The sequence below is a fragment of the Cupriavidus malaysiensis genome (genome assembly GCF_001854325.1).
GTDB lineage: Bacteria > Pseudomonadota > Gammaproteobacteria > Burkholderiales > Burkholderiaceae > Cupriavidus > Cupriavidus malaysiensis.
Map to the genome: position 1 here is coordinate 1,046,335 of NZ_CP017754.1, position 22,804 is coordinate 1,069,138.

Sequence of the window (22,804 nt, forward strand, 5' to 3'; positions counted from 1 at the left end):
ATAAGCGAAGGGCCGCGGAAGCTCCGGCTTCCGCGGCAATGCCGTTCGGTCGGGCGGAGCGGCTTGTGTCCCACGCCTATGCAAGACGGTGGCCGCGCAGCCACGGCGCCAATGCCGTGACTGCGCGGCCCGCTTGCCGGGCGTGAACCGCAGGCCCGCTTCCCTCGAATACCTACATCGAACGGCAAGGCCGCCTGCGCGGCCTTTTCTCGACAGGGACAACACGTGATGAAAACACCAATCTTGGTGCTGGCCATGGCGGCGGCGACGCTAGCCGGCTGCACCAGTACGACAGTACGGGACAGCCTGGGCATCCAGGATCCCACCGTGCTGAAAAGGGGGCTGGGCGCCGAGCAGAGCGTCAACGCCGGCGCGGTCACCGATCATTGGGTGGCCGCCTACGGCGCCGTCGGCAAGCCTGCCGAAGCGCTTGCCAATGCCGCCCAGCGCTTCGAAGCGCTGCCGGACGAGGCCAGGGGCAGCTACTTCGCGGCCAAGGGCCGCTGCTGGGTCGAGGCCGGCAAGGCCGAACTGGCGGCCAGCAACCGCTGGGGCTTCGTGGAAGAAAGCATCGGCGAAGCCGCGCGCCAGCTCGCCATGGTGGAAGGCCGCGAGCCGCTGTCGGCCGCCAACCAGGAACTGCGGACCAGTTCCGTCGTGCGGCCCGACCTGTGGCAGGCCATCAACGGCTACAAGGCCGACCCCCGCATCAACGCCTGCCCGACACTGCAGCCGGAGCTCGCCTGCGCCGAGGTCAAGTTGATCCACGCCGGGCATGACGCCTGGGCACGCAATTTCACCAGCGCCAAGCAGCGTGCCGACGACGTTGCGCAAGGGCTCGCCAAGGTCGCCGCCGGCATCGAGGCGTGCAAGCCGCCGGCACCGCCTCCGGTCGCCGTGGTGCCGCCCAAGATCACGCTGCAGGCCGACGCCACCTTCGGCTTCGACGAAGGCGACGAATCGGGCCTGCTCGCAGCCGGGCGCTCCACGCTCGACAAGCTGGCGACCGACCTGCGAGGGAACCAGGACGTCACGCGTATCGACATGATCGGCTACACCGACCGCATCGGCTCGGCAGCCTACAACCAGCGCCTGTCCGTCCAGCGCGCCGAGACCGTCAAGCGCTACCTGGAGCAGCGTGGCGTCGGCGTGCCGATCAACGCCCGAGGCGCAGGCGCGGGCAACCCGCTCGTGTCCTGCGAGCAGCGCAACCGCACCGCGCTGATCCAATGCCTGGCGCCGAACCGCCGGGTGGAAATGTTCATCCGCAAGGACTGAACGCGGAGCGGACGGGCCCGCGGGCCCTGATCCGCGCCATTTCCCACAGGCCTCCGCCATCCGCCGCGACCCAGCGGCGCTGGCGCGAGGCCGTCAGCATCCCTTGGTGTGCGCCGCACGCCTCGCGGCAGCCGCCGCCAGCGCCAGATGTCACGTCCCACCACTCGCATGGAGACCTGATGAAGCACCGCAGGCAACAGCAGCAACAGCACGGCAGGCAAAAGCAGATCGTCTCCCGCCTCGGCTCCGCCCTCATCGCCTTCGGCCTGGCCTACAGCGCCGCTGGCATGCAACTCAAGCGCGAGGGCTCGATGCTGGCCGGGCTCGCGGTGCTGGCATGCGGCTGGCAGATACGGCGGCTGGGGGATTGAAGAGAGAGGTAGTTACGCGGACTTCGCGTTCGCAGGAGGAGGTAAGACACATTCCGCTGTTTCCGTCGAATCTGATCATTCGACACAGTGCCTCTCAGGAAGAGGGGGAGTGGCCTGTGGAGGATAGGGCAATAGGAGGGTGAAGAAGGGTTCAGAAAGAATGGATGCATTGCGCATTTCCCAACTGCGTCGTGTCGTGACGGGCTATGCCCCGCAAGGACGCATGTGAAACAAAGCTCTTGAGACAACCATGCAAAAGAACTCCTGTGCAAGCCTGCTGCTTGCGGCCGCCATCCTCGGCGGTTGCGGCGGCGGAGACGGCGGCAGCCCGTCCCTCGACACTCAATCCTCCCTCCACGCACCGGCCGGCCTAGCCTACTCCGACGCCAGCATCGTCTACGTGCAGAACCAGGCCATCGCGGCGAATCGTCCGAACGTTGCCGGCAGCAGCCCCATGCGCTACAGCGTCGCGCCGGCCTTGCCGGCGGGGCTTGAGATCGATCCGCAGTCCGGCTTCATCACGGGTGTGCCGTCGGCGGTGACCGCTGCGGCTCACTACACCGTGACGGCGACCAATCCGGCAGGCAGTGCCACCGCGCGCGTGCAGATCGAGGTCAAGGCAGAAGCCGTTGCGCCGGAGCAGCTCCGCTATCAGGACGAATCGGTCGTGTACGAGGCGGGCACCAGCATTCCGCCCAACGCGCCGCGCAATCTCGGTGGCGAAATCACGTCTTACGAGATCAGCCCCGCGCTGCCTACCGGGCTGGCGCTCCATCGTGGCACCGGCGTCATCAGCGGCACCCCCCGGGCGGCGGCCGCGCCTGTGTCCTACGTCGTCACAGGCAGCAACGCCAAAGGCAGCGTGTCCGTGAGCCTGCGCATCGAAGTGAGCGAGCGCGTGGTGGCGCCGGTATCGCTGCAGTACGGAGCCGCTTCGGTCGTCTACAGCCAGGGGCAGGCCATCGCCGAGAATGTGCCGCAGAGCACAGGGGGCAAGATTACCGCGTACTCGGTGACCCCTGCGCTGCCAGCCGGCCTCAGTCTTCATCCATCGACCGGTGTCATCAGCGGCACCCCCGCGCGGGCGCAGGGGGAGTCTGTCCATACAGTGCTGGGCAAGAACGCCGCCGGTAGCGTCTCGGCAACGGTGCGGATTGCCGTTGCCGCCACCGGCAGGTGGGAGACGGCCGGCAGTCGGCTCCAGGGCCCTCAACGGACGACTGCCACACTGCTGCCCGATGGCAAAGTCCTGGTGGTCGGCGGCGTTGTGTCCGTTCCCGGACCTGGATCGACGCGTGCAGGCCATCAGGCGGGGATATTTCCACCGCAGAGTCTTATCAATACGGCCGACGTGTACGATCCGGCAACGCGACAATGGACGTCGGCCGGTGAAGTGGCAACCATGCGGACCCATCACACTGCGACGCTTCTGCCGAATGGCCTTGTGCTGCTTGTTGGCGGATGGATAGGCCCCTCGGCCACGCTCTACGATCCGGGCACCGGCACCTTCAACACCATCACCGGCAACAAGATCTACGAGCCCCATACAGCAACGCTGCTGCCCAACGGCAAGGTACTCGTCATCGGGAACGTCGATAAGCTGAACGGCGAAGGCGACGGCAACGTGACCATGGCCGAACTCTATGATCCCACCACGGGCACCTGGTCCCAGGCAGCGGCCATCGATCAGGCGGATCCCGGCTACCGGTCCCACAGGAAGCACACCGCCACGCTCCTGCCCGATGGCAGGGTACTGGTCATGCTTGGCGCGAATGCCAGGCTCTACGATCCGGCAACTGATACCTGGACCAAGACAGCGGGCCCGACGGCAGAGCATTCCATGCATACCGCGACATTGTTGCCGAATGGAAAGGTCTTGATCGTCGGCAACGGTGGCACGCAGACCGAGTTGTATGACCCTGCCTCAGGCCAGTGGGCGAGCGGCGGAACGCTGCCCGATCCCGTTGGCGAACATGCCGCCGTGTTGCTGCCGAACGGCAACGTCCTGATTGCGGGCGGTAGGCGCTCGGTACTGAATCTTCTCGCCCGCGACGACAACTCCGCCTTCTTGTATGAGCCTGATTCGGCAACCTGGATCCAGGCCAGCAGCATGGCGGTCAATCGCTCGCAGCATGCAGCGGTATTGTTGACCGACGGGGGAGTCCTCGTCGTCGGCGGGGCGTGGACATCGTCTGCGGAGATCTACCGCTGATCCAGATGGTCCTCGCGAGCGGACATCGTGGGGCATCGGGTGTCCGCTCGTTGACTTCGGTTTTGCGCTGACGCGTCCTGGCGGGAGGATACCAGCCAAACCAATCGCCGCCATCTGGTCTTCCTGGCACGCCATGTCGCGATGGCCAAGCCCGTCCAGGACGCAGAAGCGGTGATTGGGTCGACCGCTCGACGGCTATGCGCTCTTCCAGTCGCATTGCTATCTCCCGACTGGAGGAGCAATCCTGGCGCCAAGGGTCTTGCCGCCATCAAGTCCGGTATTTCGAGTCTCCTCGGGAAGCTATCTCGGATGTCCATCTGCGCGGCACAGGGCGCCATTGTCGCGATGGCTCTGCACTGCACAACGACGCCCGCTTCGCCTCCTGGAGTCCCATCCTTGGGATCCGCCACTTCAGAAGATGTGTCAGGTGCCCACCCAAGAGAAAGTGGGTCTTAATTCTGTCTTAAAAACAATTAAACAAAAAGCAGAAGCGTCCCACTCCTGTGAGGTGGTACCTCTTGCTAATTTGTTGCCTGGCTGAGCGGAACCTTCAATGTCTGAGTGTGTTTGTTGGAGGCGTTGCCGCTTTACGCCGCGGTGTTCGTCATTAGGTTCGGGATGATAAGAATTCGCTCTTTTTCCCTCGGAGAATGATGGAGCTGCGATGAGATGCTTGTCGGAGGGGCATGGATGCGTACGTGGATATTGCTTGCTTTGATGGTTCCGGTTCTGCAGGCCTGTTCAAATAAAGATATGAGGAATTTTCCCCTTGAGCCAATTCCGCTCAATGTGGGTCTAGCGGGGGCGCGTGCGGCGTCTGATTTTTTTGTCAAAAGAGAGCAGCTCTATGCGGTAGATCTTACATATAACGTTCGGGATAGAGATGAAAGAGAGGCCGTTATGGCGCTGGCGGAGCTTGGGGCTGAAATAGAGATTAGCGTCGCTATATTCAGGCGCGACGAGAATGGCTGGGAATGTGTCCTCGATCAGAATGTGTCCATGCCAAAGGTCTCTTCTTGGAGCACCTACTACCTCAATTCAGAGCTTCTCGCCGTAAGGTTGGTTCCCGGGGAATATAGGCTGCGTGCCGAGACGTTGATAGGACTGCCGACATTCTCGTCTGTGGATACCACGATCAGGGTTGTTAAGGCATATCGCGGAAAATAGTTTGATGGAGATGAGTGTGCGAACAGCTTTGTCTCTAGCTTCCAGAGCAACATCTGACTTGATTCAAGGTGCTGCACTGAAAGCTAGAGGCAAAGGGTTGCTGCCGAATCTATTCTTCCTGGCAGCTCGACGAACTGTTGGGGCGGCTTTGATGATGTGGGAATTTCTGCCTTAGTTCAGGGGTCGGATTTCTACGGGGGCATATAGATGCTTAGGTTGTGGGGCATTATTTTTTTCAGTGGAAGGACTGGTCATCTTCGAATTTTGTCAGTCGCAGCCCTGATTCTTCTGGCATCGCTTCTTGTGGGGTGCTGGCGAGATCGTAACGAAAATCGACCATTGGCGCCTATCCCGTTTGACGCGGGTAAATCCGGCGATGGCATATTGGCTGGGTTTTGTGTTGAAAGGGCTCAGGAATACGCGGTTGTGCTTTCGTTTTTGTACGATTCGGAGGATGCGTACGGGAGAAAAATGATATGGGATGCAATTGAGGGTCTTCCTGGATCTGAGACGCAGCCTCGATATCGGATTATTGTTGAGCGATTTGAAGAAGGGCGAGTTGTGAGTTTGGTGGATAGCGAGGTTGAAATTTCGAAGCCGTATTCGTCAGGCTGGGGGCGGGTTAATTCAAGGCTCTTAGTGATGGATCTGGTGCCTGGGAACTACATTTTAAGGGTCGATGGGCTACGGAATTCGGTCCAATTTTCCTCGTTAAGGGCAAATGTGTTGGTAATCAAGCCATATCGGGGGAAGTAGTGTGGGGATTGATCTTCTTTTGCATTCGGAGGGAGTGAGGAAATGGGCTGGTCTGCGCGTGTCGTCGGCGGGGCGTCGGCTGGCCGAGGTTGGGATGCCAGGCAAGCCGATCGCCGCGGTAGGGTTCCCTTGGCACAGTACGACGCGGCGGCCTAAGCGTGATCCACCTGGCCGAGGGGACAGGAGCGGGTGTTCCAGTCGATCGATCGACGATTAGACGCTCCTGACTGGCTCCCAACTGCAACGTGATTGGACGAGCGATTCCGGCACCAATGGCCTTGCGGTTGTCAATTCCGGTGCTTCAAGTCTCTCCAGGGAGCTATCTCGAATAGCTCTCTGCGCGGAATAGGATATCCCGGATCCAGTGTGCCGCCCCCTGGATAGAAATATTATTGATAGATTCGGGTGATGGTGTGATTTTGTGTGAAATGAGATGAAGAATATCTATTTTCTTCCTGTGATTTTGGTCGTTATCCAGTTGCTTTTTCTTTTGGAAAAATTAAAGATAAAGAGGTTTCGTGACGTTGATAGGATGTCTGAAAAAGAGATCAAGGATTTCGTGAGGGAAACGGGTATCGGGCGGCTCTATTTCTTTTGGAGAAATATGGGTGCCGGGCTCGGCGTGATTGCTCTTGTCCTGTACGGAATCCTGTTCTTTGGCGGGAGATGACGTGTTTGCGGCGGATGGGGCTCGTCAGTTTTGTGAGAAAAAGTGGATTTTGCCCGCCCGAAGGCAACCGGATCTACTCGAGCCGGATCCGCCTCGACCGCAGCACCATGCAGGTGGACGGCACCGAGGTAGGCCTGTCGCCAGGCATGTCGGTGGCGGTCGAGGTCAAGACCGGCAAGCGGCGCGTGATCGAGTACTTCCTGAGCCCGTTGATGACGTACCGGAAGGAGAGCTTGCGTGAGCGTTGAGGGGGGGCGGGGCACCGCTTCCCTGGCGAGCGGTGCTGTGCCCTTTGGGTGGATGTGGCGCTGCCCGCCCCGAGCAGGAGCGCGGCAGCGACGCGGCGTAGATGCCGCTTGGTAGAGCCTTAGTAAAGCGTACGCGCCAGGAACGTCAGCGTACGGTCCCAGGCCATTTCCGCCCAAACCGGGTCGAACTGCGTCGCCGGCAGGCGGCCGGGGCCGACGGCGGTTTCGTTGGCGAAGGCGTGGTGGGCCAGGTAGCGGTGGAAGGTGAAGTCGACCTTGGCTTCGCTGAGCTTGGCTTCCAGCGCGTCGACCGATTCCGGGGTGAAGAAGGTGTCCTGGGTGGCCCAGTGGCCCATCAGCGGCACGCGGATCTTGGCGGGGTCGATGTATTCGAGCGGCGGCAGGCCGTACCATGCCACGCCGGCGGCGAGGTCGGGGTTCTGGCCCAGTGCCAGCAGGGTCAGGGCGCCGCCCATGCAGAAGCCGGTGATGGCGACGCGGCTGGCGCGGGTCTTCAGGTATTGCACGGCGCCGGCGATGTCTTGCGAGGCGGCATCGCCGAAGTCGAGCCCGCTCATCAGGTGGTGGGCTTCTTCGGCCTCGACGGTCGACTTGCCGCGGTACAGGTCGGGCACCAGCGCGAGGTAGCCGCAGCGCGCGAGCCGGTCGGCGACGCCGCGGATCTGGTCGTTCAGGCCCCACCATTCCTGGATGACGACCACCGCGGGCGCGCCTTCGGTCTTTTCCGGGGTGGCCAGGTAGCCCTGGAGTTCTTTGCCGTCGGGGCGCTGGAACGTGATCGTGGTGCCGTTTGCTTGCGTCATGGATGGTCTCCTGTGGCTGTGGGAGCGTTGGGGCGGAGGCCGCGCCTTGGCGCGGGCCGGGGAAGCGCGGCGGTGGCGGATGTGGCGGCCACCGGTTCCCGGGCGATTGTAATGCCCATCGTGCCACGGCGTGGCCGGTCGCGGCGCAGGAGGCGGTGAAGGGGCGGCGGACGAGCCGGCCGGCGCCCGCTACAACACTGAGCCGGCCGCCCGCGCGCCCGGCGCCATGTCAATGGCGGTCGCTTTCCGGGTACCAGTAGACGCGCTTGCGCTTGCCGGCGCCGGCGATCTTCACCTGCTGCACGCCGATCGGCGAGGTGGCATCGCCGCCTCCGGTGGCGGTCTGGCTGCCGCCGCCGATCACGACCGGCACCAGCGTGGTGCTGCTGCCATTGGTTACCGGCACGATGCCGAACACGGCCGAGGGGGGGAAGCCGCCACCGTCGAGCACGATCGAGCGCGCGGTGTTCTGTCCCGCGCCGGTGACGAAGTTGAAGGAATAGGTCCGGGCCGCGCCCAGGTTGGGGAAGCACTGGTTGGGGCTCGGTACCGTCGGCGTGTTGGTGCCGATGGTGGTGTAGCCGGCGACGGTCAGCGCCGCGTTGACGGCTTTTTCGCCGGGATTGGTGAGCGTGATGTAGAAGCCGGAGCCGGCGCCGCTGTAGGGCTGGGTGCTGGTCGTGATGTCGGACAGGCCGGCCTCCGTGATTGGCGTCCAGGCGAACGGCATGCCGGAGATATTGCTGTCCTTGATCATATAGAGCCGGTTGACCACGTTGTAGGCGAGGCCCGGGGTGGGCGAGGTCGAATAGAGCGGATGTTCGCGGTCGCCGGAGCCGATCATGACGGCATCGTAGCCCGCGGTGGATACCACGTCGGGCGGATAGAAGAACTTGCGCGCGTTGTTGCTGCCGGCCGAGCCGCCCAGCGCGGCCAGCTTGGTCATGGTCCAGTTGGCCGGTGCATTGCCGGCCGCAGCCTCGAAGTCGGCCCGCCACAGGTTGCCGCCGAGGTCGCCGACGTAGAGGCGCTCGCTATAGCCGTCGCCGTTGCGGTCGAGCAGGGTAACGTCCGAGGGAATGGCGCGCGTGAGCCCGGCCACCTTGACGCAGGCGCCGCTCATGCCGGTGCAGTCCGGCAGCGCGCTCCAGACGAGGCTGCCGCTGACCGCATCGAAGGCGAACAGGCCGCGCCCCATGGTGTCGCCGCCGGTGCTGGCGTTCGCGTTGTAGGGATCGCTGTCTTCCGTCGAATCGTAGCCCGCCCCCATGATCACCAGCGGGTTCGCGTAGCCGCGCACGCGCAGCACGCGCGGCTGCGACCAGGTCTGGCCGAGTTCGGGCAGGTCCGCGTAGCTGTGCCGCCATAGGAAGCTGGGGCTGAGCGGGTTGGTGACGTCGATGGCGTAGAGGAAGCGGCCGCCGCGCCGGGCGGTCAGGTAGATGACCACGCGGGGGCTGGACGGATTGCGCAGGTCCTGCATCACCGCCGTGCTGCCGTCGAAGAAGTAGTCGCGCGGCAGGGGCGTGGGCGTGATTCCGCCGGGGGTCGTGGACAGCTGGATTTCCGGGGAGTTGACGTAGAGGCGGCCTAGCTTGCCGAAGAAGTCGGGCGCCACGAAGCCCCATAGCTCGCCGCCTGGCCGCACCCCGTTGATACCCGCGCTCTGGTTACCGTTGATGGCGTGGAACACGCCGTCGTTGGTGCCGTAGTACACGACCACGCCGGTGCTGCCATAGTTGACCACCGCGGGGCGCGAGTGCAGCACGTCCGCGTGGATCGAGCTGCGCACGGTGACCGGCGAGCCGGGTCCGGCTTCCGCTTCCTTGCCGGCGATGCTGGTGGAGTCGGCTGCGTTGGTGTCCTGTCCGCGCATCCAGGCGATCAGCTTGGGCAGCTCCGTGCTGGTGATGGTCGGCACGCCGGCTTCGCCGGCATTGATGGCGGCCAGTCCCGCCGAACCGGTCAGCCAGCTGTTGCTGGTGTCGAAGAAGGTGAAGGCGGTGCTGGCCTGGCAGCTGGCGTTGCAGGTCAGCAGCGTGCGCCCTTGCTGGCTGGTCAGGTTGGTGGCGCGCAGCATTTCCCCGGCGCCGCCTTTTTCGACGATCTCGCCGTCGGGGAGATCCAGTTTCCAGCCGGCGCTCGACGGGCTGTTCTGCCAATAGCCCTGCGCCGGCCAGTTGGCCACCGAACCCGTGCCGTAGCCGCTGGCACCGTACGTGGGGGGCGGGTCGGCGGTCCAGAAGCTGACCGCGTTGGGCGAGATGAATCCGGTGGAGGCGTTGCTGATGGCCTTCTGCCCCTTGGCGTCCTGCAGCACGATGTTGCCGTTGGCGTCGTAGCCGATCTGGTACTGCTTGAGGTTGCCCAGCCAGCGCGGTGCCGCGCTGGCATCGGGGCGGAACATGCCGACGTAGACCTGGTTCAGGAACTGTCCCTGGGCGTTGACGGAGGCCGGGAGGCTCACCGAGGCGAACACGCTGTTGACGGCCTGCACTTCATTGAAGATGCTCATCAAGGCGTTCTGCAGGGCCTTGGCGTCGCCCACGCTCACCGTGAAGTTGGAACCGCCGCCGTTGCTGGACATGCTCTTGACCAGCGCGTCGTAGGACGGATTGCTGCCATCGGTCACGTCGATGGTGTAGGTGACGACATTCTGCTTGTAGGCTGTGTTGGCACCGCCGGACAGGTCGCTCTGGTACATGAAGCGCGCCCACTCGTCGCCCCAGTTCTGCTGGTACTTGTTGGCGTTGGACGGCAGGACGAGCTGCGCCTGCTGTGCCGAGGTGGCGCCGGCCGTCTGCAGCGCTGCGAGCGCGGGCGGTGTGCCGTTGGCGGTCTTGGGGGCGTTGTTGTTGAACGACCCGGCGATATAGATGATGAAGGTCTTCTGGCAATGGTCCGTCAGCGGCGAGGTGTACTTGGTGCCGGAGATGCCGGTGCCGCCCGTGAAGTAGGCCCAGGCTTCGGCCATGGACTCGTCCAGCAGGTTCTTGCTGGCCTTGGCAGTCACGTTGATGTTGTTGCGTACCAGTGTCTGGAAGTTGGCGATGGCCGTACTGTCCATCACCGGCAGGGGGCCGGGCGGCACTGGCGACGGGTTCGGATAGTAGAACAGGCCGCCACCCGTGCTGGCCGGTGCGAACATCATCAGCCCGAGGCGGATCTTGCCGAGCAGGGCCGGGTTGGAGCCGATCGCGCCGAGCGCGTTGTACAGCGCGCAGGCCATGAAGTCGGCATCCTTGGCGCTGGACGGGGTCCAGCTCGGGCACCCTGCGCTGCTCGGGATGGTCACGGAGGCGTCCCAGGCGGCGGCATTGTCCATCACCAGCAGGATGTTCGGCTGCCCCGCGCCGGTCTGCAGCCCGGTGTACAGGTCGATGTCCTCGGCATGGGCGGGCGAGGCCGCCGAGAAGGCGAGTGCGGCGATGGCGGCCAGCCGGAAGGCGATGAGGAAGAGATGGCGCATGGCGGCAGAGGGCAGGCAGCGGGAGTCGGTGGGCGCGCCGGATCGCAGGCCGGCGCGGCGATGGATCATGGGCATGTGGTGCCGACCGGCACGCGTACGGCAACGCCCTGGTGCAAGGTCACGTTGGCGCCGGTCGTGCTGTCGTTGACGCTCGCCTGCACGTCCCACTGGGTGGAATTGCACAGGGAATTGCCGCCGCTGGCGGTCGAGGTCAGGATGCCGGTGTTCTGGTTGCCATTGCCGAGGTAGCAGGACACGTCGTCGGCATTGGTCGTATCGAGGTCGGTGTCCTTGATCGGCTGGCTGCTGGTGCACACAGGCGCCGAGGCCTGCGCCACGTAGTCCGCGGTGCCGTCGCCGTTCACGTCGACCGCCACGCTGGAGGCCGCCGCGGCCGGGTTGGCGGTGAAGTCCTGGCTGATGGTCTGTTCGATGGCCTGCTGCGCCGCGCTGCGGGCTTCCACTGTGTGCTGCTGGTTGCCGGCCACCTTCACGTTGACCACGCTGGAATGGATCAGGGAGATCACCAGCAGGAGGAAGATGACCATGAAGATCAGCGTGACGACGAGCGTCATGCCCTGCTCGCGCGCCTGCTTGTGCTGTCGCAGCGATGGCATGGCCTACTCCCTCGGGCCGGCTACGTTGGCCAGCCGGGCAACCTGCGCGTAGACATGGCGCTTGTAGCCATCGTTGAACGGCCCGCTCGGGCTGCTCCGCCCGAGGTCGTACTGGCGCGTGTCGGTCCAGCCGTTGGCGCGGGTGGTGGTGCGCGCCAGCAGGCTGATGCGCACGGACGTCACGTTATGCCAGTTGGCCGACGGCGTAGCCCACGAATAGCCGGTGACGCTCGTGCAGGCGCCGCTGTTGTCGATGCCGGGATTGTCGACGTAGCAGTCGGCGGAGCCGTTGTTGTCCTGGTCGACGCCGAAGGAAAAGTGCATATCCTGGATGCCCTGCGCGATAGAGTTGACCTGGAAGGCGCCGTTGATGAGTTCGGCCATCTTCAGTGTGGGGATCCCGTCGCCGCTGCCGGCGCAGTTGTCGCAAGCGGCGAGATAGAAGATGCGGACCACGGCTGCGCGCAGCGGCGCGAGCGCGCTCGAGGTGCAGGCCTTGGTCTGCAGGGTGAAGGCCGCCGCGCTGGTGTCGAAGACGAAGGGAACCGGGTCGCCGCCGCAGGCGGAGTTCTGCAGGTAGGCCTGGCCCGTGGTGGCCGACGCCGTTGCGGCCGCGGCGCTGGTGGTCGAGACACGGCGGATCGCCAGGATCTCCGATTGTGCGCTGAGGTTCGGCAGGCAGGAGGCGACCGTGCCGGCCGCGAATCCCTGGATGGGCACCGGCATGGTCACCGGGCTGTTGGCGAAGCCGAGCGCGGTACTGGTGGTGGCGCACAGCGACGGCATCGATACCGTCGCGCTCCTGGCCTGGCCGGTCTCGCCATAGAAGCCCGCCAGTTCGGTTTCGTGCCCGATCATGTCGAGCGCATAGCGCGCGCTCTCGATCTGGTCGGAGACGGACGCCAGCAGGGAGCGCGACTGCGTGGTCGAGAAGTAGAGGCTGCCGAGGGCGATGAGCATGAGCATCCCGATCGTGATGCCGATCATCAGCTCGACCAGCGTCCATCCTCGCTGCGAGGGGCGGTGGAGGCGGAGGCGGTTCATGACAAGGTGGCGATCCGGACCTGGATGCTGACGACGCGGCGCGTGGTGTCATCGCCGAAGCTGCCGCTGCCGCACGGCAGCGCGGGCGCCACGGTCTTGGCCAGGCCTTGCCAGGCGACCGAGATGCGGTAGACCTGGTTGACCGGGTCGACGGATTCGATGCAGCCCAGCGCACCGATCATGGCGCCGAGGGATTTCCCGCCGCTGGTCTCGGCGCTGCCGAGCAGGGCGGTGTTCCAGGCGGCGAGGTCCGTCGTCGTCAGCGCCTGCTGGGCGGCGTTGCCCAGCGCGCAGGCCGGTGCCGAGGTCGAGCCGCTGCCCAGCACCGTCATCGGGGATCCCGCCGCGTAGCAAGGGGCGACCTGGCGATTGGCGTTCAGCCGTGCCGCCATGTCCTGCAGCAGCGTCAGGGCCTGGACACGCTGGTAGGTCTCCATTTCCATCTGGTTCGAGCGGGCCAGCAGCCCGGCGGCACCGAGCAGGGCCACCAGCAGGATCACGACCGAAACGAGGATCTCGATCAGCGCGAAGCCGCGCGCCGGCCTGCGTGGTCGGGGGCGTCCTCGGTGGGAAGGGATGGCCCTCATGCGCAAGCTCCATTGACGACCGAGACGCGCCCGGTGCCGCTCAGTACGACGCAGAGCACGGTCGTGCTCTGCGCGGGGGCGGCCGTGGAAAGCTGGAAGCTGGTTCCGCCGGCGACGGGACGGCCGTCGTTGCCCATGGCCAGGGACGTGCCGCTGGTCGTGGAGATGGCGATGCCCTGGTAGGGGCCGAAGCTGCGCACCTGCGTCGTGCCTGCCGTCACCGCCCAGCCGCCGCTCCAGCTGCTGGATGCATTCACCGAAACGCTCGTATTGCGCGTTACCGCTTCGCTGCGCGCGAGCGTGAGCGCGGCCGCGAGATCGAGCGAGGCATTCTTTATGCGCTGCGTGGCAACGAAGCTGGCAAAGGACGGCGCGGCCATGGACGCGAGGATGGCCAGCACGGACAGCGTCACCAGCAGCTCGATGAGGGTGAAGCCCGCCGGCTTGGCAGGGCGGCGGGTCCGCTCGGCGAGGCGATGGGTCCGATGCGTCATGGCCTACTGCCAGCAATCGGACGCCGGTCCGGAGGCGGACTTGACGCCTGCGTTGGACAGGGAAAGCGTACCGCAGCGCGTGTCGTTGCTGGACTGAGCGCCGATCGGTGTGGCCGTCAGCGTGTACGTGGGCGGCGGGCCGGCATTTGCCGAGACGCTGACCTGGTAGCTGGCGGCAATGCTCGAGGGCAGGGCGGAATAGCCCAGTGCGGCCAGGCTGGTGCCATAGGCGCGGTTGTCCAGCAGGTAGCGCTCCTGCGTGGCGGAAACCTCTAGCAGGAACGACTCCGCCGCTGCGCGATTGGAGTGCACAACGTACTGGATATACGAAGGGTACGCCACAGCGGCGAGAATGCCGACGATGGCAACCGTCACCATCAACTCAATGAGGGTGAATCCCGGCTGCTTGCGCGGCAGGCCATAGCGCCATCGCGCGACGCCTGGGAGGCGTGCGGCTTTGACCCATGTTTCCCGATAAAAGCGACAGTCATCCCATCGCTGTGGCACTGCCGGGCTTCTTTGGCCCATGCTCGCGCTCCTTGACCCGAAAATCTATCGCGGGCTTGTCATGCAAGCCCGCTTGTAGTTGCAGCGAGTGTAGACGGGAACCTCGTGGTGGTCAAAGTTGAACCGCAAGATGGGTGTGCGCGTTGTATGGATTCAACTGGCAGGGACCGAAGGGGGGGGCGTGGCTCCTTGCCGCCGTGCTCGCGGCCACCTTCGATCGGGGGCCGTCCGGGTTCGTCCGGGTTCGTTTGGACTGAGGGGCGGTGAATGCCGCGGAGCGGCGCCCGGGAAGAAACGCAAAGGGGCCCGCGCAAAAAACCGGCGGAGCCCCTAGTGAAAAATGAAAAACCCCGGTAGATCGTGGATCTACCGGGGTTTCATATTTGGTGGCGAATCAGGGACTCGAACCCCGGACCTGCGGATTATGATTCCGTCGCTCTAACCGACTGAGCTAATTCGCCGTTGAAGACCGCAATTATACGTGGACTTCAGAGCCTGTCAACACCTTTGTGCAAAGATTTTTCCTAGGCGTTTTTCCGCCGGGGTGGCCGGGGCCGCCGGCCGCCTCCGGCGCCCCCGTCCGCGCGCGGCGGGGGTGTCGGGGGCCGCGGGGCTCAGTCGTGGGCGTAGATGTTGACGTCCTTGGTTTCGCGGACGAACAGGGCACCGATCACGAAGGTGACGGCGGCGATGATGATCGGGTACCAGAGGCCGTAGTAGATGTTGCCGTTCTGCGCCACCAGCGCGAAGGAGATGGTGGGCAGCAGGCCGCCGAACCAGCCGTTGCCGATGTGGTAGGGCAGCGACATCGAGGTGTAGCGGATCCGGGTCGGGAACATCTCCACCAGCATGGCGGCGATCGGCCCGTAGACCATGGTCACGTAGATCACCAGGATGACCAGCAGCACCAGCACCATGATGGTGTTCATCTGGGCGGGATCCGCCTTGCTCGGGTAGCCGGCGGCGCTCATTGCTTCGCCGACCGACTTCTTGAAGCCGGCGATCTGCTTCTTGCTGTCTTCGCTGAAGCTGTGGCGGTCTTCGGTCAGGCCGGCGTTGAAGGCGGGGATCTCCTTGTCGCCGATCTTCACCGAGGCCACCGTGCCGGCCGGGGCGCTGACCACCTCGTAGCTGGCGCTGGCCTGGGCCAGGGTGCGCTTGACGATGTCGCAGGAGCTGCGGAAGTCGATCTCGCGGGCGATCGGGCTGCCCTGGAAGGAGCACTGCGCCGGGTCGGCGGTGACGACGATCTGCGCGGACTGCTGGGCGCGCTCCAGCGCCGGGTTGGCGTAGTGCGTGATCGCCTTGAAGATCGGGAAGTAGGTCAGCACGGCCAGCGCGCAGCCCGCCATGATGATCCACTTGCGGCCGATCTTGTCCGACAGCGAGCCGAAGAAGATGAAGAAGGGCGTGCCGATCAGCAGGGCGCCGGCGATCAGCAGGTTGGCGGTCTTGGCGTCGACCTTCAGGACCTGGGTGAGGAAGAACAGGGAATAGAACTGGCCGGTGTACCAGACCACGGCCTGGCCGGCGGTCAGGCCGAGCAGCGCCACGATCACGATCTTCAGGTTGCGCCATTGGGCGAAGGACTCGGTCAGCGGCGCCTTGGAGGTCTTGCCCTCGGCCTTCATCTTCTGGAAGGCGGGCGATTCGCTCATCGACAGGCGGATGTAGACCGACATCCCCAGCAGCAGGATGGAGACCAGGAAGGGGATGCGCCAGCCCCAGGTGTCGAAGGCCGGGCCGGTCAGCTCGCGGCACAGCAGGATCACCAGCAGCGACAGGAACAAGCCCAGCGTGGCGGTGGTCTGGATCCACGCCGTATAGGAGCCGCGCTTGCCGTGCGGCGCGTGCTCGGCCACGTAGGTGGCCGCGCCGCCGTACTCGCCGCCGAGCGCCAGGCCCTGCAGCATGCGCAGCGCGATCAGGATCACCGGCGCGGCCCAGCCGATGGTGGCGAAGCCGGGCAGCAGGCCGACGATGAAGGTCGACATGCCCATGATCAGGATGGTCACCAGGAAGGTGTACTTGCGGCCGATCATGTCGCCCAGCCGGCCGAACACCAGCGCGCCGAAGGGACGCACGATGAAGCCGGCGGCGAAGGCGAGCAGGGCGAAGATGAAGGCGGAGGTCGGGTCCAGGCCGGCGAAGAACTGCTTGGCGATGATCGCCGCCAGCGAGCCGTACAGGTAGAAGTCGTACCACTCGAACACCGTGCCGAGCGAGGAGGCCAGGATGACCTTCCTCTCCTCCCTCGTCATGGGTGCGTTCTGAGTGCCGCCCCCCGGCATCGCAACGTGCTGCGCATTGGCCATGATGTCTCCTTCGATTGTCGTAAGGTCTCCGTGCGGGCCGGGGGCGACACTGCGCGAGCACTTGCGGAGGCTCCCGGCCTGCCGAAGTTGCTTGGATTGTGGGAGGCGAAACTTACTGAGTTCTGACAGATTCCCATCGGAAATGGGGAGTTTCGTCGGGGTATACGCTAGGCCGGAAGCAGGCCTGCGCAAGGCCTCCGCCTGCTGCGCCGCGCAAGGAAGAGAGCTTGGAAAACGGGAGGAAAAGACGGCTGGCGCGATGCAGGGAATGCCGCTACGCAGCATCGTCGCGCCAGTTCTCGGGTGCCGCTTGCGCCGCGGCTGCGGCGGCCTCTGCATCGTCGGCGCGGTTCATGCGCCAGGCGTAGATGGCTGCCATCAGCACGTAGACGATCAGGGCGCCCTGGGCGCTGACCCAGAAGGAGAAGGGCCAGCCGAAGAAGTCGAAGCGCAGTTCGCGCGCGAACCAGCTCACCACGAAGGTGACGACGAACCACACGCCCAGCAGCGCGCCGATCCAGCGCACATTGCGGTACCAGGCGCGCCGTTCGTCCGGGGTGTCGCGATGGCCTGCCATGCTCAGTGCTCCGCGTCCTCGGCCGGCCGCCGCAGCGTGATGTGCAGGCGGGCGCCGGCGCGGCGCGGCTCCTGCTGGTAGACATGGTCGAGGATGCGGATCTCGCCGCCGTGCTGCTGCACGATCTCGCGCACGATGGGCAGGCCCAGCCCGCTGCCCTCGGTATTGGTGCCGAGCACGCGGTAGAAGCGCTCCATCACGCGCTCGCGCTCGGCCACGGGGATGCCCGGGCCGGTATCTTCCACGTCGAGGTAGGCGAAGGGTTCGAAGGGGTCGGCGCTGACCCGCACGGTGGCGTGGCCGCCGGGCGGGGTGTAGCGGATGGCATTGTCGATCAGGTTGTTCAGCATCTCGGTCAGCATCAGCCGGTTGCCTTGCACCATGACCGGATGGTCGTCGGCATCCAGGCCCAGGTCGATCTGCCGTTCCCACGCACGCGGCAGCCAGTCCTTGACCACCTCGCGCGCCAGCGCGGCCAGGTCCAGCGGCGCCATGCCGGCGCTGCTGGCCAGGTTCTCCATGCGTGCCAGCGACAGCAGCTGGGTGACCAGGTGGGCAGTGCGCTCCGAACTGCCGGCGATCTGCGCCAGCGAGCGGCGCAGCTCCTCCGGCGATTGCTCGCGCTGGGCCAGCTCGGCCTGCATGCGCAGGCCGGCCAGCGGCGTCTTCATCTGGTGGGCGGCGTCGGCGATGAAGCGCTTCTGCGTCTGCACCGACTGGTCGAGGCGCGCCAGCAGTTCATTGAAGGAGGACACCAGCGGCGTGATCTCCTGCGGCGCCGTCCCCTCCTCGATGGGGCTGGTGTCGCCGGGATTGCGCGCGCGGATGCGCTGCTGGATGGCGTTGAGCGGGGCCAGCCCGCGCGTCAGGCCGAACCACACCAGCACCACCGCCAGCGGCAGGATGACGAACTGCGGCAGGATCACGCCCTTGATGATCTCGTTGGCCAGGCGGGCGCGCTTGTCCAGCGTCTCGGCCACCTGCACCAGCACCGGCTGCTCGCCGGACACGTTGCGCAGTTCCACATAGGTGTAGGCCACGCGCACATCGTTGCCCTTGACGCGGTCGTCGCGCAGCGAGACCAGGCCGGCGTGGCCCTGTTCGTCCTCGTTCGGCAGCGGCAGGTCGCGGTCGCCGGCGATGTACTCGCCGCGCGTGCCGACCACCTGGTAATAGATATTGTCGGTTTCGTCGGCACGCAGGATCTCGCGCGCGGACAGCGGCAACTGCAGCGTGACGCGGCCGTTCACCTCGCGCACCTGCTGCGACAGCACGATGGCGCTGGCTTCGAGCGAGCGGTCGTAAGGGCCGTTGGCGATGGACTTGGCGACCAGGTAGGTCACGGCGATGCTCATCGGCCACAGCAGCAGCAGCGGCGCCAGCATCCAGTCGAGGATCTCGCCGAACAGGGAGCGCGCCGCCGGCTGGCGGGCATCGTCCTCCAGGTGCGGCAGGGCGTCGGCCAGGGCGACGTCGTCGGGCAGGGCCGCGCTATCCGCCGCGGCCGGCGGCGGGCTGGCGGCGGCGCGGCGGGCCTGCCGCGCGTGTCCACGCCGCCAGGGCAGTCTGAGCAGGGTCATGTCGCGTGCGGGCAGCCGGCCTGGACGGGGGAGGGCACCAGCGCGGTCCTCAGGCGTGCACGGTGGTCGAGGCGCCGGCCGCGCCGGCCGCGTCCTCCGGTAGCGGCGCGGCCTGGAACTTGTCCAGGCAGTAGCCGAGCCCGCGCACGGTGGCGATGCGGATGCCGCCCACCTCGATCTTCTTGCGCAGCCGGTGCACATACACCTCGATGGCGTTGTTGCTGACTTCCTCGCCCCATTCGCACAGATGGTCGACCAGCTGCTCCTTGGACACCAGGCGGCCGGTGCGGCTCAGCAGGATCTCGAGCAGGCCGAGTTCGCGTGCCGACAGCTCCAGCATCTGCTCGTTCAGGTAGGCCACGCGGCCGACCTGGTCGAAGGCCAGCGGGCCGTGGCGGACCAGGGTGCCGCCGCCGCCGGCGCCGCGCCGCACCAGGGCCCGCACGCGCGCCTCCAGTTCGGTCAGGGCGAAGGGTTTGGCCATGTAGTCGTCGGCGCCCAGGTCCAGCCCCTTGACCCGCTCGTCGACGCTGTCGGCGGCGGTCAGGATCAGCACCGGCAGCATGGCGCCGCGCGCGCGCAGCCGCTTGAGCACTTCCAGGCCGGACATGCGCGGCAGGCCCAGGTCGAGGATGAGCAGGTCGAAGCTCTGGGTGGACAGCGCCGAATCGGCTTCCAGTCCGCTGGCGACATGGTCGACGGCATAGCCCGACTGGCGCAGCGAGCGCGTCAGTCCGTCAGCCAGCACGTCGTCATCTTCGGCGATGAGAATGCGCATAGTCAGTGTCTCCTCCCTGGCCAGGCCCGGGCGCCTTTACTTTTTGCGTCCGTGGCGCGGGCGGGGCTTGCCAAGCATACTGTTTTTTTATACAGTACTCGCACGTTCGGCGAGGACCGGCATCGGGGCGGCATGGCCTGGCGGTCCTGCCGGGTCGGTGCCCCGCGGCGCCCGGCAAGACGGCGGCGCGGGAGCGGGATCGCCCTGGCGCCTGCGCCGGGGCCAGGATGCGCCGGCGGGCCGGCGCGGCACGCACGGAAACCAGGCGCCGCGCCACATGCGGCCTATTTATACACCATTGACGGAAGGACGACCATGGACGACAAGAAGGCGGGTGCAGGCGTGAGCGCGGAGAAGCAGAAGGCGCTTGCCGCGGCGCTTTCCCAGATCGAGAAGCAATTCGGCAAGGGCTCGATCATGCGCCTGGGCGACGGTGACGTCGAGCAGGACATCCAGGTCGTGTCCACCGGTTCGCTGGGCCTGGACGTCGCGCTCGGCGTGGGCGGCCTGCCGCGCGGCCGCGTGGTGGAGATCTACGGTCCGGAATCGTCGGGCAAGACCACGCTGACGCTGCAGGTGGTCGCCGAGATGCAGAAGCTGGGCGGCACCTGCGCCTTCATCGACGCCGAGCACGCGCTCGACGTCAACTATGCCGGCAAGCTGGGCGTCAATGTCGGCGACCTGCTGATCTCGCAGCCCGACACCGGTGAGCAGGCGCTGGAAATCGCCGACGCGCTGGTGCGCTCCGGCTCCATCGACCTGATCGTGATCGACTCGGTCGCCGCGCTGGTGCCGAAGGCCGAAATCGAAGGCGAGATGGGCGATGCGCTGCCCGGCCTGCAGGCCCGCCTGATGAGCCAGGCGCTGCGCAAGCTGACCGGCACCATCAAGCGCACCAACTGCCTGGTGATCTTCATCAACCAGATCCGCATGAAGATCGGTGTGATGTTCGGTTCGCCCGAAACCACCACCGGCGGCAACGCGCTGAAGTTCTACGCCTCGGTGCGCCTCGATATCCGCCGCATCGGCTCGATCAAGAAGGGCGACGACGTGATCGGCAACGAGACCAAGGTCAAGGTGGTCAAGAACAAGGTGTCGCCGCCGTTCCGCGAAGCCTTCTTCGATATCCTCTACGGCCAGGGCATCTCCCGCCAGGGCGAGATCATCGACCTGGGCGTGGATGCCAAGATCGTCGAGAAGTCGGGCGCCTGGTACAGCTACAACGGCGAGAAGATCGGCCAGGGCAAGGACAATGCGCGCGAATTCCTGCGCGAGAATCCCGATATCGCCAACGAGATCGAGAACAAGGTGCGCGTGGCGCTGGGCGTGGCCCCGCTGAACGGCACGGCGGTCGCGGCGCTCGAGGAATGAGCCGGCGCCGGGGCGGTCGGGCGGCGCGCATCGCCGGCTGTCATGCCTCGGACTGCCTGCCCGGACTACCTGAGCCGGGCTGCCACGAGGGCGCCGGCCTTGCCGGTGCCCTCGTTGTACCTTAGTCGCTGTGCCTTTGTTGTACCTCTGGGTAACTTGCAGTGCCTTCGCGATGCCCTCCGCGTGGCATTCCGCTGGAGGCGGCCTCACGCGGAGCCGGCACGCCTTCCGCCACCGCTGTCACCGCTGTCACCGCTGTCACCGCTGTCACCGCTGAAATCGCTGCAGCCGCTCTATCCAACCTCCGCTTCCTTCCGCTGCCCGGCCTCGGGCATCCCGCCCCGCAGCCATGTCCACCCGTCCCCCGCTCTCCCTCAAGGCCCGTGCCATCGGCTACCTGTCGCGGCGCGAGCACAGCCGTGCCGAACTGGCGCGCAAGCTGGCGCCGCATGCCGAGTCGCCCGAGGAGGTCGAGCAACTGCTGGACGCGCTGGAGCGCGAGAACTGGCTGTCCAATGTCCGTTTCGTCGACAGCCTCGTGCATCGGCGCGCGGCGCGCTATGGCGCGGCGCGCGTGATGCAGGAGGCCAAGACCCACCAGCTGGGCGGAGAGCAGTTGCAGGCGCTGAAGGAGCGGCTGGCCGATACCGAACTGGCGCGCGCCCGCGCCGTCTGGCAGAAGCGCTTCGGCGTGGCGCCGGAGTCGCCGGAGGCCCGGGCCAAGCAGATCCGTTTCATGATGGCGCGGGGCTTTTCCCGCAGCGTGATCGGCAAGGTCATCGCGGGGCAGGGCGATGAGCCGTCCGATGAGTGGCCAGGGGACGACTGATTGCCCCTGACTGCCGGAACGCCGTGGCGGGAAGCGGCCAGCCAGCCAGCTGTCCGGCTCCGGTCCTTCCATCCATGTCTGCTGGGAAATACCAATGACGCCGGCAGGTGTATTGTGCACGCCGGTACGCGCCAGTACGCGCCGATGTGCAAGTGGCCGCCGGCGATGCCGCCTGCCGCTGGGCGTCCGTCCGCCCGGCATGCCGCGCCGGGCTTCGCCGTGCGACCGGTGTGGCGCGGATGGCCGGGTAGCGGCCGCGGTGCGCCAATGTGCTGCCGACAGCGCGACCTGCGCGCAGTTCCCGGCCAATGCGGCCCGGCATGTTAAACTCCTCGGGTTTTTCGGCTCCGCCGTCCGATTTCTGCCGTCCATCTGTCCTCGCTTCAGCCTGGTTTCATGCCCCTCTCCCCGCCCGTCAACCGCGCCCTGCGGCATCGCCGTGCCATCACGGCCGAGGCCTATCTCAGGGAAGATGGCCTGTGGGACATCGAGGCGCGCCTGACCGACACCAAGCCGCGCGAGATCGAGCTGGCCGGCGGCCGCGTGCGCCCGGAGGGCCAGCCCTTGCATGACCTGTGGCTGCGCGTGACGATCGACCTGCGCATGAACGTGGTCGACGCCGACGCCTGCTCCGACTGGGTGCCCTATCCCGGCCATTGCGACACCATCGGCCCCGCCTACCGCAAGCTGATCGGCCTGAACCTGATGAAGGGTTTCCGCAAGGCTGTGCGCGAGCGCCTCGGCAGCGTGGCCGGCTGCACGCACCTGACCGAACTGGCCGGAGTGCTGCCCACCACCGCCATCCAGGCCTTCGCGGGCGACGTCATCAGCATCCGCGATGGCGAAGACGATACCCGGACCGATCCCCCCTACCAGTTGCACGGCTGCCATGCCCTGCATTTCGAGGGCGAGGTGGTCCGCCAGTTTTATCCGCGCTGGTATGGCTACCAGCCGAAACCGAAGACCGGGCCCCAGGGGGCGCAGACTCCCACGGTGCCGCGGCCCGAAGCCGGCGAATCCGGCGAAACGCGGTCCACGCCCGGCAGGTCCACGGTGCCCGCCGGCTGACGCCGGCGCCGCGGACCCGCATCAACACTTTCCCTCTTACGC

At 65.9% G+C, this 22,804-nt stretch carries 20 protein-coding genes and 1 tRNA gene; 9 read left to right on the top strand and 12 right to left on the bottom strand.

Annotation, left to right across the window (positions count from 1 at the left end; translation table 11 throughout):
• The first annotated feature begins 228 nt into the window (after window positions 1-228).
• From BKK80_RS37815 to BKK80_RS04595, 6 genes are all read left to right on the top strand, one after another.
• Window positions 229-1,278, top strand: a complete 1,050-nt coding sequence (locus BKK80_RS37815; RefSeq protein ID WP_071011154.1) for an OmpA family protein — start codon at window positions 229-231, stop codon at window positions 1,276-1,278.
• 179 nt (window positions 1,279-1,457) lie between these two features.
• Window positions 1,458-1,649 carry a hypothetical protein gene (locus tag BKK80_RS04575; protein WP_071011155.1) on the top strand — a complete coding sequence of 64 codons (192 nt, stop codon included), beginning with the start codon at window positions 1,458-1,460 and terminating at the stop codon, window positions 1,647-1,649.
• 250 nt (window positions 1,650-1,899) lie between these two features.
• Complete coding sequence (locus BKK80_RS04580) at window positions 1,900-3,861, top strand: putative Ig domain-containing protein (protein WP_084545473.1); 1,962 nt, start codon at window positions 1,900-1,902, stop codon at window positions 3,859-3,861.
• Window positions 3,862-4,551: 690 nt separating this feature from the next.
• The gene (locus BKK80_RS36220) at window positions 4,552-5,028 is read left to right on the top strand and encodes a DUF5625 family protein (RefSeq protein ID WP_157903155.1); all 477 of its coding nucleotides are present in this window, start codon (window positions 4,552-4,554) and stop codon (window positions 5,026-5,028) included.
• A gap of 1,189 nt (window positions 5,029-6,217) precedes the next feature.
• Window positions 6,218-6,454 (top strand): hypothetical protein, encoded by a 237-nt coding sequence (locus tag BKK80_RS04590; RefSeq protein WP_071068643.1) that lies wholly within the window; start codon window positions 6,218-6,220, stop codon window positions 6,452-6,454.
• Between the two features lie 32 nt (window positions 6,455-6,486).
• Window positions 6,487-6,702, top strand: coding sequence for a leukotoxin secretion protein D (locus BKK80_RS04595; protein WP_236903718.1), 216 nt, complete (start codon window positions 6,487-6,489; stop codon window positions 6,700-6,702).
• 119 nt (window positions 6,703-6,821) lie between these two features.
• On the opposite strand, the gene BKK80_RS04600 is transcribed toward BKK80_RS04595, so the two are convergent.
• From BKK80_RS04600 to BKK80_RS04655, 12 genes are all read right to left on the bottom strand, one after another.
• Complete coding sequence (locus tag BKK80_RS04600; RefSeq protein ID WP_071068644.1) at window positions 6,822-7,526, bottom strand: dienelactone hydrolase family protein; 705 nt, start codon at window positions 7,524-7,526, stop codon at window positions 6,822-6,824.
• Between the two features lie 229 nt (window positions 7,527-7,755).
• Window positions 7,756-10,995 (bottom strand): pilus assembly protein, encoded by a 3,240-nt coding sequence (locus BKK80_RS04605; RefSeq protein WP_071070675.1) that lies wholly within the window; start codon window positions 10,993-10,995, stop codon window positions 7,756-7,758.
• A 65-nt stretch (window positions 10,996-11,060) separates the two neighbouring features.
• On the bottom strand, window positions 11,061-11,612 hold the full coding sequence (locus BKK80_RS04610) for a pilus assembly PilX family protein (protein WP_071011164.1): 552 nt from the start codon (window positions 11,610-11,612) through the stop codon (window positions 11,061-11,063).
• A gap of 3 nt (window positions 11,613-11,615) precedes the next feature.
• Window positions 11,616-12,656: a PilW family protein gene (locus BKK80_RS04615; RefSeq protein WP_071068645.1), complete on the bottom strand. Its 1,041-nt coding sequence runs from the start codon at window positions 12,654-12,656 to the stop codon at window positions 11,616-11,618.
• Entirely contained in the window at window positions 12,653-13,243 is a 591-nt protein-coding gene (locus BKK80_RS04620; RefSeq protein ID WP_071068646.1) for a type IV pilus modification PilV family protein, read from the bottom strand. The genes BKK80_RS04615 and BKK80_RS04620 overlap by 4 nt, the downstream gene beginning before the upstream one ends.
• Window positions 13,240-13,737 carry a GspH/FimT family pseudopilin gene (locus BKK80_RS04625; protein WP_071011169.1) on the bottom strand — a complete coding sequence of 166 codons (498 nt, stop codon included), beginning with the start codon at window positions 13,735-13,737 and terminating at the stop codon, window positions 13,240-13,242. The genes BKK80_RS04620 and BKK80_RS04625 overlap by 4 nt, the downstream gene beginning before the upstream one ends.
• Before the next feature lie 3 nt (window positions 13,738-13,740).
• Entirely contained in the window at window positions 13,741-14,115 is a 375-nt protein-coding gene (locus tag BKK80_RS04630; protein ID WP_071068647.1) for a type IV pilin protein, read from the bottom strand.
• Window positions 14,116-14,628: 513 nt separating this feature from the next.
• A tRNA-Met gene (locus BKK80_RS04635) sits at window positions 14,629-14,705 on the bottom strand.
• A 153-nt stretch (window positions 14,706-14,858) separates the two neighbouring features.
• Entirely contained in the window at window positions 14,859-16,559 is a 1,701-nt protein-coding gene (locus BKK80_RS04640; protein WP_071011173.1) for an MFS transporter, read from the bottom strand.
• Window positions 16,560-16,833: 274 nt separating this feature from the next.
• Entirely contained in the window at window positions 16,834-17,136 is a 303-nt protein-coding gene (locus BKK80_RS04645) for a DUF4212 domain-containing protein (RefSeq protein ID WP_071011175.1), read from the bottom strand.
• Between the two features lie 2 nt (window positions 17,137-17,138).
• Complete coding sequence (locus BKK80_RS04650; protein ID WP_071037473.1) at window positions 17,139-18,716, bottom strand: sensor histidine kinase; 1,578 nt, start codon at window positions 18,714-18,716, stop codon at window positions 17,139-17,141.
• A 49-nt stretch (window positions 18,717-18,765) separates the two neighbouring features.
• Window positions 18,766-19,494: a response regulator gene (locus tag BKK80_RS04655; protein ID WP_071011178.1), complete on the bottom strand. Its 729-nt coding sequence runs from the start codon at window positions 19,492-19,494 to the stop codon at window positions 18,766-18,768.
• A gap of 315 nt (window positions 19,495-19,809) precedes the next feature.
• Between BKK80_RS04655 and recA the strand changes: the two genes are divergently transcribed.
• The 3 genes from recA to BKK80_RS04670 all read left to right on the top strand — a co-directional run bounded on the left by recA (window position 19,810) and on the right by BKK80_RS04670 (window position 22,762).
• A complete protein-coding gene (recA, locus tag BKK80_RS04660) occupies window positions 19,810-20,865 on the top strand; it encodes a recombinase RecA (RefSeq protein ID WP_071011180.1) in 1,056 nt (351 codons plus the stop codon).
• A gap of 349 nt (window positions 20,866-21,214) precedes the next feature.
• The gene (gene recX / locus BKK80_RS04665) at window positions 21,215-21,694 is read left to right on the top strand and encodes a recombination regulator RecX (protein ID WP_071011182.1); all 480 of its coding nucleotides are present in this window, start codon (window positions 21,215-21,217) and stop codon (window positions 21,692-21,694) included.
• 396 nt (window positions 21,695-22,090) lie between these two features.
• The gene (locus BKK80_RS04670) at window positions 22,091-22,762 is read left to right on the top strand and encodes a DUF2889 domain-containing protein (protein WP_231907977.1); all 672 of its coding nucleotides are present in this window, start codon (window positions 22,091-22,093) and stop codon (window positions 22,760-22,762) included.
• The last annotated feature ends 42 nt before the right edge of the window (window positions 22,763-22,804 follow it).